Origin of the sequence: Viridibacillus sp. FSL E2-0187, assembly GCF_038006425.1 — a bacterium.
GTDB classification, from domain to species: domain Bacteria; phylum Bacillota; class Bacilli; order Bacillales_A; family Planococcaceae; genus Viridibacillus; species Viridibacillus arvi.
Window position 1 is genome coordinate 2,001,402 of the sequence record NZ_JBBOVG010000001.1, and the last position, 17,082, is coordinate 2,018,483.

Consider the following 17,082-nt stretch of genomic DNA (forward strand, 5'->3'; position numbering starts at 1 on the left):
GGGGGTTTGCATTTTACACAGGCTGATTACGTAACAACTCTGTTATTTGTTTATTATTACCATCATGGAAAGCTTGAACAATGGCACTACCTACGATGACACCATCTGCCATAGCACCGATTTCCTTCACTTGCTGTGCATTTGAAATACCAAACCCTGCAAGTACCGGTACTTTACTTACTATTTTCAAATTAGCTAAATGTTGTTCAAGCTGCTCTGTAAATTCTTGTCTCACACCAGTTGTACCATTAACAGTAACAGCATATATAAATCCTTCTGCTGATTTAGCGATTTTTTCAATACGTTGTTGTGGACTTGTTAATGATACGAGCTGAACAAGTGCAATATCTGTACCTTGTAATTCATTTGTGATTATAGTAGATTCTTCTAAAGGTAAATCAGGAATGATAAGGCCACTTACTCCACTTTGTTCGCATGCTTTAATGAAATTCAAAATTCCATATGCAATGATTGGGTTTAAATAAGTCATTACTACAAGCGGAGTGTGAATCTCTTCTTTAAATGTAGAAATAGTTTTAATAATATTTCGTAGGTTAGCTCCGGCTTCTAGTGCACGAAGTCCTGCCTCTTGGATGACTGGTCCATCTGCAACCGGATCTGTAAATGGAATACCTAGCTCTATAGCAGTTACACCACTATCTTGTAAAAATAATATCTGTTCGCGAAGGGAATCTAGTCCCCCGTCTCCTGCCATAATGTAAGCAACAAACGCTTTTTCACCTTCTGTTACTTTTGCCTCCACTACTTTTTGTAATGTTTTAATTGCCATTATTATTCCCTCCTAATGCATCTCGAACAGTTTGTACGTCTTTGTCTCCACGACCTGATAAGCAAATGACTAAAATTTCGTCCTTACTCATTTCCTTTGCAAGATTGGCTGCGTAGAAAATTGCATGTGAACTTTCTAGTGCTGGTATAATTCCTTCTGTTCGGGATAATAATTGCAAACCTTCTAATGCTTCTTGATCTGTTACAGCATCGTACTTCACTCTACCGATATCATGTAGATAACAATGTTCCGGTCCAACAGCTGGATAGTCTAAGCCAGCAGATATAGAATGTGCTTCTTGAATAAAGCCATTATCATCTTGCAACACATACATATATGCTCCGTGCAATACACCTTCTTTTTGATCTGCAATAGCAGCTGCGTGTAAACCTGTCTCAAGGCCACTACCTGCCGCCTCTACTCCGTAAAGTTTAACATCTTCATCATCTACAAATGGATGGAACATACCGATTGCATTACTACCTCCACCTATACACGCTACGATAGCATCTGGTAATCTACCTTCTTTTTCAACAATTTGTTTTCGTGTTTCAAGTCCAATAATACGTTGGAAATCACGTACAATTTGAGGAAATGGATGTGGTCCGAGAGCAGAACCTAAAATATAATGAGTATCTTCTACATTTGCTACCCAGTAACGAAGTGCTTCATTTACTGCATCTTTTAACGTACCAGCTCCTTGATCGACAGAAACTACTTTTGCACCAAGTAATTCCATACGGAAAACATTTAACGCTTGTCGTCTGACATCTTCTTTTCCCATGAAAATAATACACTCTAAGTCAAATAGGGCGCATACAGTTGCAGTAGCTACACCGTGTTGACCGGCACCCGTTTCAGCAACAATTTTCTTTTTCCCCATTTTCATAGCAAGTAGTGCTTGCCCTAATGCATTATTAATTTTATGAGCACCTGTATGGTTAAGGTCTTCCCGTTTCAAATAGATTTTCGCACCGCCAAGTTTCTTAGTTAAGTGCTCAGCATAATAAAGTGGATTTTCACGCCCTACATAATCTTTTAAATAGTAATTTAATTCATCATAGAAAGCAGGATCTTGTTGAGCTTCCTTATAGGCATCTTCTAATTCTATTAATGCAGTCATCAATGTTTCGGGAACGTATTGACCACCGAATTTACCATAACGTCCTGTTTGCTCTTGCTCGATTGCTTTTACCATTAAGATCTCTCCTCATCTTTTACTACTTGAATAAATGCCTTGATTAACTCATTACTTTTTCGTCCATTCACTTCTACACCGCTTGAGACATCTACCATATATGGTTTAACGCGATTAATGGCATCACCTACATTAGAAGGATTTAGACCGCCTGCCAAAATGAGTCGATTTTCTGAAATGCCATGTCCTTGTAGGAGCTGCCAATCGAATGACATACCACTTCCCCCTTTGAAATCAGTTCCTGGGGCATCGAATAATAAATAGTCGGTATTATACTTTAAGCCATTTTCTACATCAGCAACCGTTTTAACTGCTAATGCTTTAATAGAAGGAAACTGACAACTCTCTATATATTCAGGTGTTTCATGTCCATGAAACTGCACATAGTCAAGAGGTACTGCATCTACAATTTGCTCTAACTCTTCAAGTGTTGGATCAACAAAAACGCCGATTTTAAGTACACCTTTTGGAACGAATTTGGCAAGTTCTTTAGCTTTTTCAATTGATATTTGGCGTTTACTCGGTGCAAATACAAAGCCAATGGCATCAGCTCCTGCCAAAACTGCTGTTTGTATATGCTCAGGCTCTTGTAGACCACAAATTTTTACTTTCGTCATTGTATTTCCACACCTTTCTCCACTTTGAAAGATGCTAAAGTTTGTGCAACTTCGCCACTTCGCATTAATGTTTCTCCGACTAAAATGGCACTCGCTCCAAGATTTGCTACAATATCTGCATCCTGTGATGATTGTATTCCACTCTCACTGATCAATACTCGTTTTTCATGGAAGGGGAAAATGTCTGCAATCTCAGCAGTACGTGCTAAATCTACTTCAAATGTTTTTAAATCACGATTATTGACACCTATCAATCTTGCATCCAATTTAAGTGCTTGTTGAAGTTCATCCGTATTATGTACTTCTACAAGAATCTCTAATTTAGCTTTTTTTGCATATTCAAAGAGCGTTTCTAATCTCTCCTGTTGTAAAGCTGCCACGATTAATAAGATAACTGAAGAACCTGAAGCTTTTGCCTGATCAATCTGTACTTCATGAATGATAAAGTCTTTACATAAAAGCGGAATCCCAACAGCTTTAGATACTGCTTTCAAATCTTCGAATGATCCTTTGAAAAAAGGACTGTCAGTTAACACTGATATACAAGCTGCTCCAGCTCGCTCATAAATACTAGCTTGCTCCACTGGATTGGCAACTTCATTTATTAACCCTTTAGAAGGAGAGGCACGTTTCATCTCAGCAATGACTTGTAGTCGTTTATTTTGATACAGTGCATCAAAAAGAGATGGTCTTTTAATTGGTTCATTGATTTTTTCTGGAGGGTTTTGTAGTAATTTTAGAACCTCATTTTCTTTTTCTCTTAAAATCCGATCTAAAATCGTCATTTTATAACCTCCTGTTTTTTACGAGCTTCACTATATGCCACTACAGCATCTAACTTTTCTAAAGCTTTGCCTGATAAAATAGTGTCAATTGCTAGATCTACTCCATCCTTAATGCGATTCACTAATCCGTATGCAAATAAGCCAATAGCTGCATTGAAAACAACCGTATCAAAATATGCATCCCGTTTACCACTTAGTAATGTGCGCATAATGACCGCATTTTCATCTGCATTACCTCCACGAATTGCTTCAAGGGGTGCAGATTTTAAACCAACATCTTCAGGTGTTAATGAAAATGGTATTAAATCTTCATGATCTACTAAAACAAAATCATTTTGGCCAGCAAGCGATGCTTCATCCATACCTCCAGCTCCAGTTACGACAATTCCGCGATCTCGACCGAGCATCCTCATGACAGCTGCATACTCCATAGTGAATTCAGGTCTATTAATTCCTGTAAACTGCGTATCTAATGTGACTGGATTTGTTAATGGCCCTACTAAGTTGAATATCGTTGGTTTACCAATTTGGCGTCTCACTTGACCAATTCTTTTTAGTTTCGGATGGACATTTGGTGCATATAGAAAGGCTATTCCATGTGTATTTAATAGTTCAACAGTTTCATCAACTGATAAATCCGTATGAATACCTAGTGCTTCAAGTACATCAGAGCTTCCAGCAGCACTAGAGATTTTTCGATTACCATGTTTTGCAATCTTCGCTCCTGCACCAGCCATCACAAATGCTGCAGTTGTACTGATGTTAAAACTGTTCACGCCATCTCCACCCGTACCACAATTATCCATATATCTTGCAGTCGGAGCAGCTACCTCTAGAGCAAAAGATTTCATAACGGTCGCAAGTGCTGCTACTTCATGAGCAGTCTCGCCTTTTTTCGCTAATGCGATTAAAAATGCCTGAATCTCATGCAAAGCTGTTTCATCTTGAAACATTAGCGTTGATGCTTGAAGCATTTCATCAAATAATAAATGTTGATTGTTCTCTACCATTTTTATAAATTGTTTCATCATGCCACTCCTCATGTAAGTTCATTCACCTTGGAAAGAGATTAATGACTTTGCCTTTGCTTCCGTCTCGTCAAACTCATTAGAAGGAATTGAATCTTTAACAATTCCTGCTCCTGCTTGAATATACGCTTTATTGTTTTTCACAAGCATAGATCGAATCGTAATAGCAAAATCTATATTTCCGTTAAAACCGATATAACCAATGGCTCCACCATAAGTACTACGATGAGTTGTTTCAATTTCATCAATAATAGCCATTGCCAAGTGCTTTGGTTTTCCCGTCACAGTTCCTGTTGGGAATGTTGCTGAAAGCGCATCTAGAGCATGAAGTACTGGTGATAATTTGCCTTCGATATTTGACATTAGGTGCATGACGTGTTCGAATCGAACAATTCCCATGTAGTTTTTCACTCGTACTGTAGTTGGTGCACATATATGGGTTAATTCCTGTCTAGCCTCGTCAAGCAACATGTTATGCTCTGTAATTTTTTTCGGATCATTTAATAACTTCCTTGCTTGATGTTCATCTTCATCTATTGATTGGCCGCGACGAACACTTCCCGCAATTGGAGTTACCTTCACAATGTGATCGGAAACACTAACTACATTTTCCGGAGAGGCCCCGATTAAAATATGTTGATCAAATTCCATATAGTACATATAAGGTGATGGGTTCTGTTTACGCAATTTTCGGTAAATTGAAAATGGATTTCCAGTTAAATTGGCAACTAGCTGACGAGAAAGTACCACTTGCTCGACATCACCATTTTGTATATGTTGTAACGCTTGCTGAACTTGGCTTTCAAATTTTTCTTTTGTCACATTGCTTTGAAATTCACTTAAATGATAGTCTTCATCTATTAATTCATTGCCATTCGAAATTTCCACTGCTATAGCTTCTAAATCTGGTTTCTCTTGTTCTGGGTTCACAGCAGTATGCATAATAGTGACGACATCTTCCAAATGATCAAAAATGATAATTGTTTCATAGATTTGAAAATTCACTTCCGGCAGATCGAGCTCGTCATCTAATATAGAATCCTTCTTTGCTGCACCGTACCCAATATAACCAACAGCACCACCAGTAAAAGGGAAGGCAGATTGTTCTGTAATTCTAGGAATCAATCGTTTTAATTGAGTCAATAAATCGCCCGTATACTCGTATGTTTTACCTGTTGTGAATTGTTGTTCAATTAACTTTTGCCCACTACCACTATATGATTTTAAAGGGTTCTCTCCAATAAACGAATAGCGTCCTGATTCTTCGGATTTTGCTGAGCTTTCCAACAAAAATTTTCGCTGTCCTTTCAATCGATTAAATATTAATATCGGTGTTAACGTATCACCTGCTAATTTCTTCACTGTCGTTCTATAACTCAATTTCTCTTTGCTCATAACCATTTCTCTCCTCTGCTCAACTCATTATGAAAAAATTTTGCATAAAAAAAGTCCTCTCAAAAGGAAAATTCCTTTCAAGAGGACGATATTCACCGCGTTGCCACCTCAAGTTGAAGCATTATAAATATGCTCCCACTTAGCGTATCAAAAAGATACTACCCATAACGTAGGTTAGACGTCTACTAATAATTAGAAGTAAGACACTTCTGTTCTTAATAGCTCTCATAAGTCCATTCATATAGGAGATAGATCAGTTTTCACCCGCCACTGACTCTCTACACTACCATACCTATACTACTACTCTTACTCTTCAATTTCTCTGCTATGCTAATCTCAACTGTTCTAAAGGTGGTCTCGCTCCCGAAACCTGCTACCTATCCCGAACAAAATTGTTAAGTTTTATATTAAACTTTGAATTCTTAAATGTCAAATGAAATTTATAAGAATACATCCATTTTTATAAAGGGGTAATAAATAATATGGAGAATAGATTTCAGAAGATGTGATATGTTATATGATTGAAAGAATTGTCACTATATGTTTACCAGTAAGTGATATTAAAAAATCTAGCAAATGGTATCAAGAATTATTAGGGTTTAAAGTAGTTTATAAAGCTGAAGGTTACAGAGTATTAAGTGTTAGGAATAGTGGAGAACAGTTAACGATTGAGGAAGGAAATACTTCTCTTGAAAATCAAATAGACTCAGCGCTATTTCATTATATGCCAAGCCTATTTTAGGTTTACATCAACTTTTTTCTTCTTTTATTTTTTTTATCATTTTTAAATATTGCGTATCCCCTAAACCATAATTAGGAAACAAATGAAACAAGTTTTTTAGTAATTCACCTTGTGACATTTCTAGATGTTTTTTTATGTAAACTGTGATTTCATTATCTTCTTTTAAATATTCCAAATATAGTCTAATACCTTGATATGTAACAGGCAATACTTGAGCTTTTGGAAGTTGATGTTGGATCAATACTTGTTGGTATATTTCTTTGTAACCTGCTGGTATTACTTCAATCTCTTCTACATCATAAGTCAATTCATTAACCATATGGAAGAATACTTTTCCTTTATAATTCACTTGGTCCAAATACGCCAGCATTGTTAGCAAATTCATCTGACAGAACATGTCCTCACCAAACCATAAAACGATACATTTGTATTGATTTACAAATAGAGGTTTTAAAGAGTTAATCGTGATATTCTCATAATCTTGTAAAGACACTTCATGGCCTAAAGCTCTTAACTTTTTAAATTCATCACTGAATATTGGATAACATGTATTATTCGAACACATGGCTTCATTAAAAGGAACATAATCACTTTGCCCCATTAAGTGATGTTTAGAAAACTCTTCATACATCATCTGCCCATTTAAGACATTCAAAATATCTTTGTCGAATTGCTCATTCATTTTATTTTGTAAATTTTCAATCTTTAACTTCTGTGAAATATCCATTATAAAACCTCCCTTTTCCCCATTCATATTCAGTTTCACATAAGACTGTAGTGGTGAAGGATTTTTTCTAAAGGCATTTGGATTGATACCAAATGTAGTTTTAAAAGCTCTTGAAAAAGCCTCCTGAGATGAAAACCCATATTTGAAAGCAATTTCAATTGTTTTTTGTTCTGTTTTTTCAAGTTCAATTGCAGCCAGATATATCTTTCTAAGTGCCCTATATTTTTTAATACTAATACCCGCCATTCTATGAAACGTAAAAGAACAGTAATAGGGTGAATAACCCATATCTTTCCCTAAGTTCTTTAATGAAAAATCATCAAATAAATGATCTTCAATCCAGTCTATCATCTCCTGCATCAAATTGTTCAACCTCCTTTCATGCTTTTATTATAATTGAAAGGGAAAATGATGTTTTGATATAAGTTGTGGTTGCTAATTATTTTTTATTCTAGATTGAATCGATGCGAATGTCTTAAAGAATAATGATTAATTAGTGAACTAGATCTTGTTCGTATTATCTTTTTCAGTAAAAAAACTCAACTAATCTAATTAGTTGAGTTTATTATGAAAGCCATATTTATTGTTTTACTTTAATCGATTTAAAATATCACTTGCTAATTTTTTTATCACTAGCGCCTTTAAATATTTTAAATCACCTGTAGCAAGCCAATCTATTTCTTCAACCTTCATTAAAATTTGAGAAAAAAACTATTGCATATCTTATTGGACAAATTTGTAAGCACCTATTAACATTCAGCTTTTTTCACCATAAAGCAAACGAGCATACATGGTTCACTGTTATTATTAACACACCAGTGCTCTTCGCCAGAGGGGATTAGTGTTGCATCTCCAGCCTTTTCCACACTGTATTCACCATTACAGTATGTTTCTATTTCTCCTCTGAAAATATAAGAATACTCATCTTCATCATGACAGCTCATGCCAACAGTAGGAATTCGTTCGCCAGGTGTTAGAGAAATTACACTCATGCTCACTTCTTGAAAATTCCCCTGTTTTGTGAAAAGTTTCTTCATTTCATAAATTGGCATGCCAATGGGCTCGACTTGATTAACGTTAATTTTTTCCATTCCGTTTTACCACCTATTCTTTTTGGAGTTTTGGATCCAAGAAGTCTCGTAGACCATCCCCTACGAAGTTAGCACCAATAGAAATTGAGAAAATTGCTAACCCTGGGAAGGTAGATACCCACCAATTTTGAATAACCTTTGCCCCATCTGATACCATTGAACCCCACTCAGGTGTAGGCGGCTGTGTTCCTAGTCCAAGGAAGCTTAATCCAGAAAACATCAAGATTGCATTCCCCAGGTCAAGTGTTGCCATAACTAATAATGGACCAAAGCTATTCGGTAAAATTTCTAAAAATAGAACACGAATATGTGAAGCACCCATCACGCGAGAAGCAGTAACATACTCGCTTTCTTTTAAGGAGATAACCAGTGAACGCATTAATCTCGCATAATTTGGCCACCATATAATGGCCATTGCAATTACTGAGTTTATGATACTTGGACCAAGTGCTGCTGCGATTACCATCGCTAAAATTAGTGGTGGAAATGCCATAATTAGCTCTGAGAAACGCATCATAACTTCGTCCACTTTCCCTCCTTTATATCCTGCTATTCCCCCAAAGAAAATACCAAAAGAAAAGGCAATTATCACGGTAATAATACCTGCTGATAAAGAAATTCTAGAGCCATACATAACACGTGAGAATACATCACGCCCCAACTCATCGGTACCAAAGAAATGTGAAAAGCTTGGTGGCTGATATCGAATGGATAATTCTTGTGCAGTTGTGCTATGCGTAGCGATTAATGGTGCAAAAATGACAACGATAATCCAAAATGCACAAATTAATAATCCCAGTTTAAAAAGAAATCCTTTTTGAGAGATAAAAGAGCTAAATTTTCTCATTATTTATACCTCACTCTCGGATCAATAATCCCATAAAGGATATCAATTAGTAGATTAATAACAACATAAATAAAGGCAATTAATAATGAGACGCCGCATATAGCTGGGAAATCGAGTGAAACGGCAGATAGGTAGGCATATTGTCCAATTCCTGGCCAAGCAAAGATATTCTCAACTAGTACCATTCCACCTAGTAAATTACAAAACCCTATTCCAGCTACTGTAATGACCGGTATCATTGCATTGGAAATTGCATGTTTAACGATAATTGCAGATTCCTTCAGACCCTTAGAACGAGCTGTACGTACGTAATCCATTGACAACACTTCAAGCAAATTGGATCTTGTTTGACGAGCAATTAATCCCATAGTAAAGAATCCTAACACCGTTCCTGGCAGAATCAAGTGCATAGCAACATCACTGAATAATTGAAAATTCCCACTAATAAATGAATCTAGTAAAAGTAATCCTGTTCCCCCTTCAGGAGTTGTTGTTCGTGTATCAATTCGTCCAGGTCCAGGCGTAATGCCTAAAACTGAAGAAAAAATATTGAGCATGATTAAAGCAAACCAAAAGCTTGGTATAGATACCCCACTAATAGAAACAGTACGAATGATATGATCAATAGCCTTATTTCTGAAAATTGCAGAGATTGTTCCAAATAGAATACCTAATACTAAGGCAATCACCATCGCTACTATCGATAATTCCAATGTTGCCGGGAAGAACTGCATTAAATCATCAAACACAGGTCTACCTGTTCGTATTGATGTACCCAAATCACCTGTCAGTAAGTGTTGGAAGTACAGAAGTAATTGACTAAAAAGCGACTGATCTAGTCCCCATTTCTCTTTAAAAGCAGCAACAATTTCAGGATTATTTAATGCACTTTGGCTCAAATTCGCAGCAACCGGATCACTTGGCACTAAATGCGAAAGAATAAAAACGAAAAGTGCCACACCAAATAATAAGAAAAGCAGAAACAATAGACGCCTAGCAATAAATCTAAGCAATATGGATCACACTCCCAACTGAAATACAACTCCCGAGTAAATCTCATTAAATGCTATAGTAGATAGTTACCTACCTACGAATGGCTGTTTGATCGTAAAAAATTATTTTGAAAGCTTTAATTCATTTAATCGTAATTTATAAAGGTCGTTATACGTAACACCTTCAAGGTTGACACCTACAGCAAATGATTTAGGGTGCTGTACTAAGAATGCATATGGACTATTCTCAGCAATTATTTCCTGCATTTTCCCGGAAATTTCCGCACGTTTCGTATCATCAATTTCCACTTTCGCTTGTTCAGATAAACTTACTAATTTAGCATTAGCTGAAGGTTCCCAGTTCGCACGTTTTCCTACAATATCGCCTGGAATAAATGCTAATTGGTTGCTTAGATCATAGTAATCGGGAGACCAGTGCATAACTAGGAATGGCGTTTTCCCATTTCTATAGTCTTCGATAACAACCCCAATATCTCCAGTTTGAATTTCTACATTAATATTAATTTTTGCAAGGTCTTCTTTTACTTTTTCAGCAATTGTTACCCATGAAAGTCCTTCTGAATCGTAATTAGCAGCTGTTAGAGGTACGGTAAAGCCTTTTTCATACCCTGCCTTTTTCATCAATTCTTTTGCCTTTTCTAAGTTTTGATAATTATCTGGTCTAGATTTTGCACCAACAAAACCATCTTGAACAAATGACATTGGTAATAGTGCACCATCTCCTGCTAATTGCTGGAAGCCTTTATAATCAAGTGCGTAACGAACAGCTTGCTGAACAAGTGGATCCGACATTTCTTTTCCTATTTCAGTACTATTATTCATTAGTAAGAATGATAGAGTTGAAGTAGGAGAAGATATAACCTTCGAATTTCCACCCTCTTTGATGTTTTTCACTTGGTCAGGTCCAACACTTAATGCCACGTCAATTTCACCTTTTTCAAGTGCTTGAATTTGTGTATTTGGATCCGGAATTTCTTTGATGATTATCTTACTCGCATTCACAGTACCCGTATAATACGGATTCTTTTCAAGAACCATCTCTGTATTTGGAGTCCACTTCTTCAATACATATGGACCGCTGCCTGCTGATGTCCCATCAAGGTGAGTAGTTGCTGCATCAGTTGTACTTGCATCTTCTGCATCTGAACCACCTTGTTCCTTCACAACTTTGCTATCTACAACAGCAAAGGCATTACTTGTAAGTTTTGAAAGAAATGATGCATCCTTTTCCTTAAGATTGACGACAACAGTCTTGTCATCTAGTGCTTCCACTTTGACAACTCCTTTTGCAAGAGCAGAAGCATTATCTTTTAAATTTATTGTACGATTAAAACTAAATACAACATCCTCTGCAGTTACAGCATTACCACTCGAAAATTTACGCCCCTCTTCTAGCTTAAATGTATACACAAGTCCAGATTCGTCTACCGTATATTCTTTTGCAAGGGCTGGCTTTGGTATAAGTTCTGACCCTTCTAACGTGTATAAATTCTCATATGTTGCATAGAAATATAAATTCCCAAACACTTCATAAGCACGGGCTGGGTCTAAGGTTTTCCAGTCGGAAGCAACCCCAATAACGATTGTATCCGTGTTAGATGTGCCTCCAGATTCATTTGTTTTTTCTTCATTATTGCTACAGGCGAAAAGTGATAGCACCAATACCAATAAAATAGACAGTAAAGAAATTTTTTTCATCATCTAAGTTCTCCTTTTATAAAAAAATTTATATTTTTACTTTATATGCAAATGACATGATGCAAAGTGCTTACTACCTGTTTGAATAAAGTCAGGCTCTTTTGTTTTGCAAATATCCATTACTACAGGGCATCTTGTATGGAAACGACAACCGGCAGGCGGATTAGATGGACTTGGAACATCCCCTGTAAGAATAATCTTCTCTCGATGTTCATCACTAATATCTGGAACAGAGGAGAGTAACGACTTTGTGTACGGATGTTGCGTTTTTTCATATAGTTCATCACGAGTAGTCAATTCAACAATTTTACCTAAATACATAACTGCAACTCGGTCACTAATATGATGTACCACGCTTAGATCATGTGAGATGAATAGATAAGTAAGGTTCAATTGTTTCTGTAAGTCCTCTAGTAAGTTAATTACCTGTGCTTGAATTGACACATCTAAAGCTGATACAGGTTCGTCACACACAATAAGTTCTGGTTTTAGTGCCAATGCTCTAGCAATTCCAACCCTTTGTTTCTGACCCCCTGACATTTCATGAGGAAATCTATCGAGGAAACGACTTGCTAGACCAACCATATCCATTAGTTCCTTAATTTTTGCTTCACCATTTTGTATTTTATGAATTTTGAATGGTTCTAATAAAATTTGCTTAATGGTTCTACGTGGATTTAAGCAAGCAGATGGATCTTGAAAAATCAGTTGAGCCTTTTTAGCAAAATTTTTCCGTTTTGATTTTGAGAAATTTGTAATATCCTCGCCATTAAATAAAATTTCAGATCCCTGATCAGGTGTATATAGACCAAGTAGCGTCCTACCTAGTGTACTTTTACCACATCCACTTTCACCTACAAGACTAAATGTTTCACCCTTTTTTATCGTAAAAGATACATCATCTACTGCTCTAAGTAAGCCTTTTTTTCCATCTGGACTTTTAATATGAAAGGTCTTTTTTAAGTGTGAAACCTCTAAAATGTTCTCTGTGCAAGTGTCGTTTGATACCGTAGCTATACTATTTGTATTATTTTGCAGCATTTACATCACCACCCTTTTCGGATCCGTCATAAATAAAGCATTTTACTTCACGACCATCTTCAAGTTGAAATAATGTTGGAACTTCCAATGTGCATTTCTCTGTTGCATACTTACAACGAGGATGAAAACTACAACCACTTGGCATATTTAACGCATCTGGGACAGTGCCTTCAATCGCTTCAAGTCTTTCCACTTTATTAGAGATTTTAGGTATAGCATTAAGCAGTCCTTTTGTATACGGATGAAGAGGATCAGCAAATACTAACTCAGTTGGACTTTTCTCAACAATTTGGCCAGTGTACATGACTACTACTTTCTCACACATTTCTTTAACGACACCCAAATCATGGGTGATCATAATAATACTCATATCTCTCTTTTTCTTCAGACTGTTCATTAAATCTAGAATTTGCGCTTGAATAGTAACATCTAATGCAGTAGTAGGCTCATCGGCAACTAATAGTTTGGTATTACAAGCTAAAGCGATTGCAATCATAATTCTTTGTCGCATACCACCAGACATTTGATGTGGATATTCTTGAAATCGCTGCTCAGGAGAAGGGATTCCTACCATTCTTAGCAATTCAATTGCATGCTTTTTTGCCTCTTGTTTACTTACCTCTTTTTGGTGAATCAAGATTGGTTCCATAATTTGCTTTCCACAAGTATGTAAAGGATTAAGTGAGGTCATCGGCTCTTGAAATATCATTGATATAGAATTCCCTCTAATCTTCCGCATTTCATTAGGCGAGAGTTTTAACAAATCTAAACCATCAAAATCAATATTTCCAGTAATTTCAGTATTAGCATTTTGTAAAAGTCCCATTATTGTAAGGGAGGTAACACTTTTACCGCTTCCACTTTCACCAACTATTCCTAATGAACTACCTTGCGCTAGTTCAAAGCTTAAATTATCTACTGCTTTTACAACACCCTGTCGTGACTTGAATTTAATCGTCAAATCCTCCACTTTGAGTAATGTCATTAGTTTCACCTCTTTCAAAAGTATTGTTAAAAATGATTGCTAAAGAATAGTTATACTAAAGGGGTAAACAGACTAATTATTCAGAAAATTTAACATACTAATCTATAACACTAAATTTGTCTTTCATTAACATCCTTTTAACTATTGCACACTATCTTCCTTTTATTTGCTCACGGAAATCTTAAGGTTCTATGTGTTTAAATTATGAAATTTATTTGTTTAATTAAAAATAACTGGGGTGATTATGGAAAGTAATATAGTTTCTTGATTTATAGGATTTTCCCATATATGAGGAAGACTTGAAGGGAAATGTATGGCTTCTCCTTCACGCAAATAATATTCCGTCTGGTCAACAGTGAATAATACTGCCCCTTTTAGAACGTAATAAAACTCTTCACCCGGATGTTTAAATGGTTCGTTTTCTTTTTGATGAGGCTTTATTGTTACGAGAAAAGGCTCTATTTTTCTATCTATAAAATTATTGCTTAACCTAACATAAGTAGAATCAGAACTTTCTATTTTAAAAGGTTTTTGATCTTTCTTTTTCACTGCGTAATTTAGATTTCCTGTCTCTTCAAAGAAATGAATCATCTTGACTCCAAACGCGTCAGCAATTTTTTTTAATGATGTGATAGCTAGTGATGATGTTCCTCTTTCAATTTGGGATAAGAAACTAACAGACAAATCTGTCTTTTCACTCAATTCCTTTAAAGTCATACCTTGTTCAAATCTTAATTGCTTTATTTTTTGAAAAATTTCTTCCATAACTTAATTCCTTTCTCTTAACAGTGGAATAATTACTGTATAACTGTAATTTATTATGATTTCACTAAAAATATTCTTAATATATAGTTATCTTAAGATAACATTGTTATATAATGTCAAAATTTAAACGATCCTAGGGTACGTTTCAGATTATCATCTAATTGCCTAATACTAGTATCCTACCAAAATTTAAAACCCCGTATATCCCTCCACTCCTGCATTTATAATAATTTTAAGGGAAAGAAATATATTGATATAAGTTGTGGTTACTTATTTTTTCATAGTCAATTCAATTCATGCGAATATCTAAAAAATAATGAATATTTAAGAAACTAGATCTTGTTAGTATTATCATTAAAGCATCAATAGATTTTCTTACTTTATTATTTATTTTTTTCTTAGTGGCTAGCTTTTGCTTTTAATATATAGACTAGCGAGGTTTGTATTTTATCAATTAATTATTATATATGACTAGCAAGTTAAAGAATCTTATATTATCTATATAGTAAATTAAAGGACCATGAGCGAACTTTTGCCCCTGGTCCTTTAATCGATTTGATAAATATTCAAATTTAATGCAAAAGGGTTTTTAGTACTTTATTTTTCCAAAAGAAATGTTGATATATAGATTGAGCTATGAAATTGAAGATAAACGCCATAGGATAACTTATCCATACACCATTTAATTGCAATGTTGTGTGATGTGAAAGGAAATAAGCTACAGGTACTTCAATAAGCCAAATACTCGAGATTGTAAATATAGTTGGCCATAAAACTGTACCGGTTGCTCTCATTGTTGCTGAGATAGACTGCGTATGCCCCAATATAATATAGCTCCAAAATGAAATGAAAATTAGGCTATGTGCAATATCAATTGCCTCACCATTATCTATAAATATTCTTAAAATTGGATTTAAAAGCAAATAGACAATTAATATTAGCAAGCCACCAAGAAGATAATTCAATTTAATTCCTATTTTTTCTATTTGCTTTATTTTAGAAATATCCCCTGATCCTACAGACTGTGCTACAAATACAGATATCGCAATTGAAATGCTAATTGCAGGTATTTGGACATAGCTCGCTATTTGATTGGCTACTCCATAAGCTGCTGTTGCATTTGATCCATAACTATTTACAAATGTGATTACCGCAATTTCAGACATAGCCATTGCTACCAAACTAATGCTGGATGGTAGCGCTAATTTTAACAATGCTTTTAAAACGGTGCCTTTTAATTGAAAATGAATAAGAATCGTTTGATCAAATTTAAGAATGTGATTACTCTTATGCAGGTAGCCTATAAGAAGTAATAAAGAGATTAGACTTGATATTAGAGCAGCATAAGCTGCACCATTTAATCCGTATTCCGGTAACCCCAACCAGCCAAAAATAAGTATTGGTAGCAATAGAATATTTAAAATTACACTAATAATTAAAAAATAGAATGGTGTTTTGGAATCACCAACACCTCTCATTAAGGTTGTATACACCATATTTAAGAAAGTGATAGGTAATGTAATAAATAAAATTTGAGCATATTCTACACTTTCACCAATAATATTCTTAGGTGTTCCCATCCATTTAAGAATATCACCTGTAAAGACACTTCCAAAAATGGCGCCAACAACAGAGATGACAATCGTAAAGGCTAAAGTGACTCCAACGACTTCCTTCATTTTCGCCATATTTCCTCCACCATAAGATTGCCCGATTAAAATCGAACTTCCTGTTCCTATACCGACTGCAAAAGTGATAAGGAAAAAGAATAATGGAAAAAAGGCAGATAGTGCTGCAAGAGAATCCACTCCAAGTGTTTGCCCAACGACAATTATCCCGAAAACTTGGCCTAATGATTGAATAACACTTGCAAAAATCACTGGAATAAGAAAAGCCATCATTGGCTTTGATATAGTTTTATTTATATTAAGTTGATTCATATAATACTAACTCCTTAAGTAAAGAGAAATATAATGATGAAACTCACTTTTTAAAGTGCTAATTTGTTCTATCAAAATATCATTCTTCGTTTTATTAAAATCATAAAGTACTGAAACTCAAATCCTCCTTTACTAAGTTTCCTTTACTTGAGTTCCAACTAATAATAAAGATTCCTTATTTTTGTTAAGTCTTTCTATAATCATCTCCTCTTCTATTCAATCAATCCACTTTTCTAACCAACAGCTAATTATGTTTACAAATAAACAAACTTTATTTATTTTTGTTTATATAATAACAAACATAATAATGCATTGTTTGTTATTAGTCAACATCCTTTAGTGGCTTTCTCTAGATTTTTTCTACTAGACTAGCGAGGTGTATATTTTTATTGTTAAAGACAGAATATAATTAACTATAAT

16 protein-coding genes and 1 other annotated feature are annotated in these 17,082 nt (G+C 35.2%); of the genes, 1 reads left to right on the forward strand and 15 read right to left on the reverse strand.

All coding sequences use genetic code 11. The annotated features are described in order from the left end of the window. Window positions 1-13: 13 nt before the first annotated feature. The 6 genes from trpA to MHH85_RS09705 are packed head-to-tail and all read right to left on the reverse strand — an operon-like array spanning window position 14 to window position 5,813. On the reverse strand, window positions 14-784 hold the full coding sequence (trpA, locus tag MHH85_RS09680; protein ID WP_445684122.1) for a tryptophan synthase subunit alpha: 771 nt from the start codon (window positions 782-784) through the stop codon (window positions 14-16). Further along, the gene (gene trpB / locus MHH85_RS09685) at window positions 780-1,988 is read right to left on the reverse strand and encodes a tryptophan synthase subunit beta (RefSeq protein WP_340706872.1); all 1,209 of its coding nucleotides are present in this window, start codon (window positions 1,986-1,988) and stop codon (window positions 780-782) included. Before trpB ends, trpA begins: the two co-directional genes overlap by 5 nt. Further along, window positions 1,988-2,605 carry a phosphoribosylanthranilate isomerase gene (locus MHH85_RS09690; protein WP_340706873.1) on the reverse strand — a complete coding sequence of 206 codons (618 nt, stop codon included), beginning with the start codon at window positions 2,603-2,605 and terminating at the stop codon, window positions 1,988-1,990. Before MHH85_RS09690 ends, trpB begins: the two co-directional genes overlap by 1 nt. After that, on the reverse strand, window positions 2,602-3,390 hold the full coding sequence (trpC, locus tag MHH85_RS09695) for an indole-3-glycerol phosphate synthase TrpC (protein ID WP_340706874.1): 789 nt from the start codon (window positions 3,388-3,390) through the stop codon (window positions 2,602-2,604). Before trpC ends, MHH85_RS09690 begins: the two co-directional genes overlap by 4 nt. Then, window positions 3,387-4,418 (reverse strand): anthranilate phosphoribosyltransferase, encoded by a 1,032-nt coding sequence (gene trpD / locus MHH85_RS09700; RefSeq protein WP_340708148.1) that lies wholly within the window; start codon window positions 4,416-4,418, stop codon window positions 3,387-3,389. The genes trpC and trpD overlap by 4 nt, the downstream gene beginning before the upstream one ends. 21 nt (window positions 4,419-4,439) lie before the next feature. After that, window positions 4,440-5,813 carry an anthranilate synthase component I family protein gene (locus tag MHH85_RS09705; RefSeq protein ID WP_340706875.1) on the reverse strand — a complete coding sequence of 458 codons (1,374 nt, stop codon included), beginning with the start codon at window positions 5,811-5,813 and terminating at the stop codon, window positions 4,440-4,442. Between the two features lie 78 nt (window positions 5,814-5,891). Then, window positions 5,892-6,136, reverse strand: a binding site (T-box leader). Window positions 6,137-6,330: 194 nt separating this feature from the next. Here MHH85_RS09705 and MHH85_RS09710 point away from each other — a divergent pair. After that, window positions 6,331-6,555 (forward strand): VOC family protein, encoded by a 225-nt coding sequence (locus MHH85_RS09710; RefSeq protein ID WP_340706876.1) that lies wholly within the window; start codon window positions 6,331-6,333, stop codon window positions 6,553-6,555. A gap of 7 nt (window positions 6,556-6,562) precedes the next feature. Here MHH85_RS09710 and MHH85_RS09715 read toward each other — a convergent pair whose 3' ends face one another. From MHH85_RS09715 to MHH85_RS09755, 9 genes are all read right to left on the reverse strand, one after another. Continuing rightward, a complete protein-coding gene (locus tag MHH85_RS09715; protein WP_340706877.1) occupies window positions 6,563-7,654 on the reverse strand; it encodes a helix-turn-helix domain-containing protein in 1,092 nt (363 codons plus the stop codon). A 377-nt stretch (window positions 7,655-8,031) separates the two neighbouring features. Beyond that, window positions 8,032-8,373 carry a cupin domain-containing protein gene (locus tag MHH85_RS09720; protein ID WP_193739539.1) on the reverse strand — a complete coding sequence of 114 codons (342 nt, stop codon included), beginning with the start codon at window positions 8,371-8,373 and terminating at the stop codon, window positions 8,032-8,034. Between the two features lie 13 nt (window positions 8,374-8,386). Then, window positions 8,387-9,220, reverse strand: a complete 834-nt coding sequence (locus tag MHH85_RS09725; RefSeq protein ID WP_193739538.1) for an ABC transporter permease — start codon at window positions 9,218-9,220, stop codon at window positions 8,387-8,389. Continuing rightward, a complete protein-coding gene (locus tag MHH85_RS09730; protein ID WP_340706878.1) occupies window positions 9,220-10,233 on the reverse strand; it encodes an ABC transporter permease in 1,014 nt (337 codons plus the stop codon). The genes MHH85_RS09725 and MHH85_RS09730 overlap by 1 nt, the downstream gene beginning before the upstream one ends. Before the next feature lie 102 nt (window positions 10,234-10,335). Then, window positions 10,336-11,934: an ABC transporter substrate-binding protein gene (locus tag MHH85_RS09735; protein WP_340706879.1), complete on the reverse strand. Its 1,599-nt coding sequence runs from the start codon at window positions 11,932-11,934 to the stop codon at window positions 10,336-10,338. A gap of 33 nt (window positions 11,935-11,967) precedes the next feature. Continuing rightward, window positions 11,968-12,972: an ABC transporter ATP-binding protein gene (locus tag MHH85_RS09740; RefSeq protein WP_340706880.1), complete on the reverse strand. Its 1,005-nt coding sequence runs from the start codon at window positions 12,970-12,972 to the stop codon at window positions 11,968-11,970. Then, window positions 12,959-13,957 carry an ABC transporter ATP-binding protein gene (locus tag MHH85_RS09745; protein WP_340706881.1) on the reverse strand — a complete coding sequence of 333 codons (999 nt, stop codon included), beginning with the start codon at window positions 13,955-13,957 and terminating at the stop codon, window positions 12,959-12,961. The genes MHH85_RS09740 and MHH85_RS09745 overlap by 14 nt, the downstream gene beginning before the upstream one ends. A 219-nt stretch (window positions 13,958-14,176) precedes the next feature. Continuing rightward, window positions 14,177-14,722 carry a helix-turn-helix domain-containing protein gene (locus tag MHH85_RS09750; RefSeq protein ID WP_340706882.1) on the reverse strand — a complete coding sequence of 182 codons (546 nt, stop codon included), beginning with the start codon at window positions 14,720-14,722 and terminating at the stop codon, window positions 14,177-14,179. Between the two features lie 572 nt (window positions 14,723-15,294). After that, entirely contained in the window at window positions 15,295-16,662 is a 1,368-nt protein-coding gene (locus MHH85_RS09755) for an MATE family efflux transporter (RefSeq protein WP_340706883.1), read from the reverse strand. Between the last annotated feature and the right edge of the window lie 420 nt (window positions 16,663-17,082).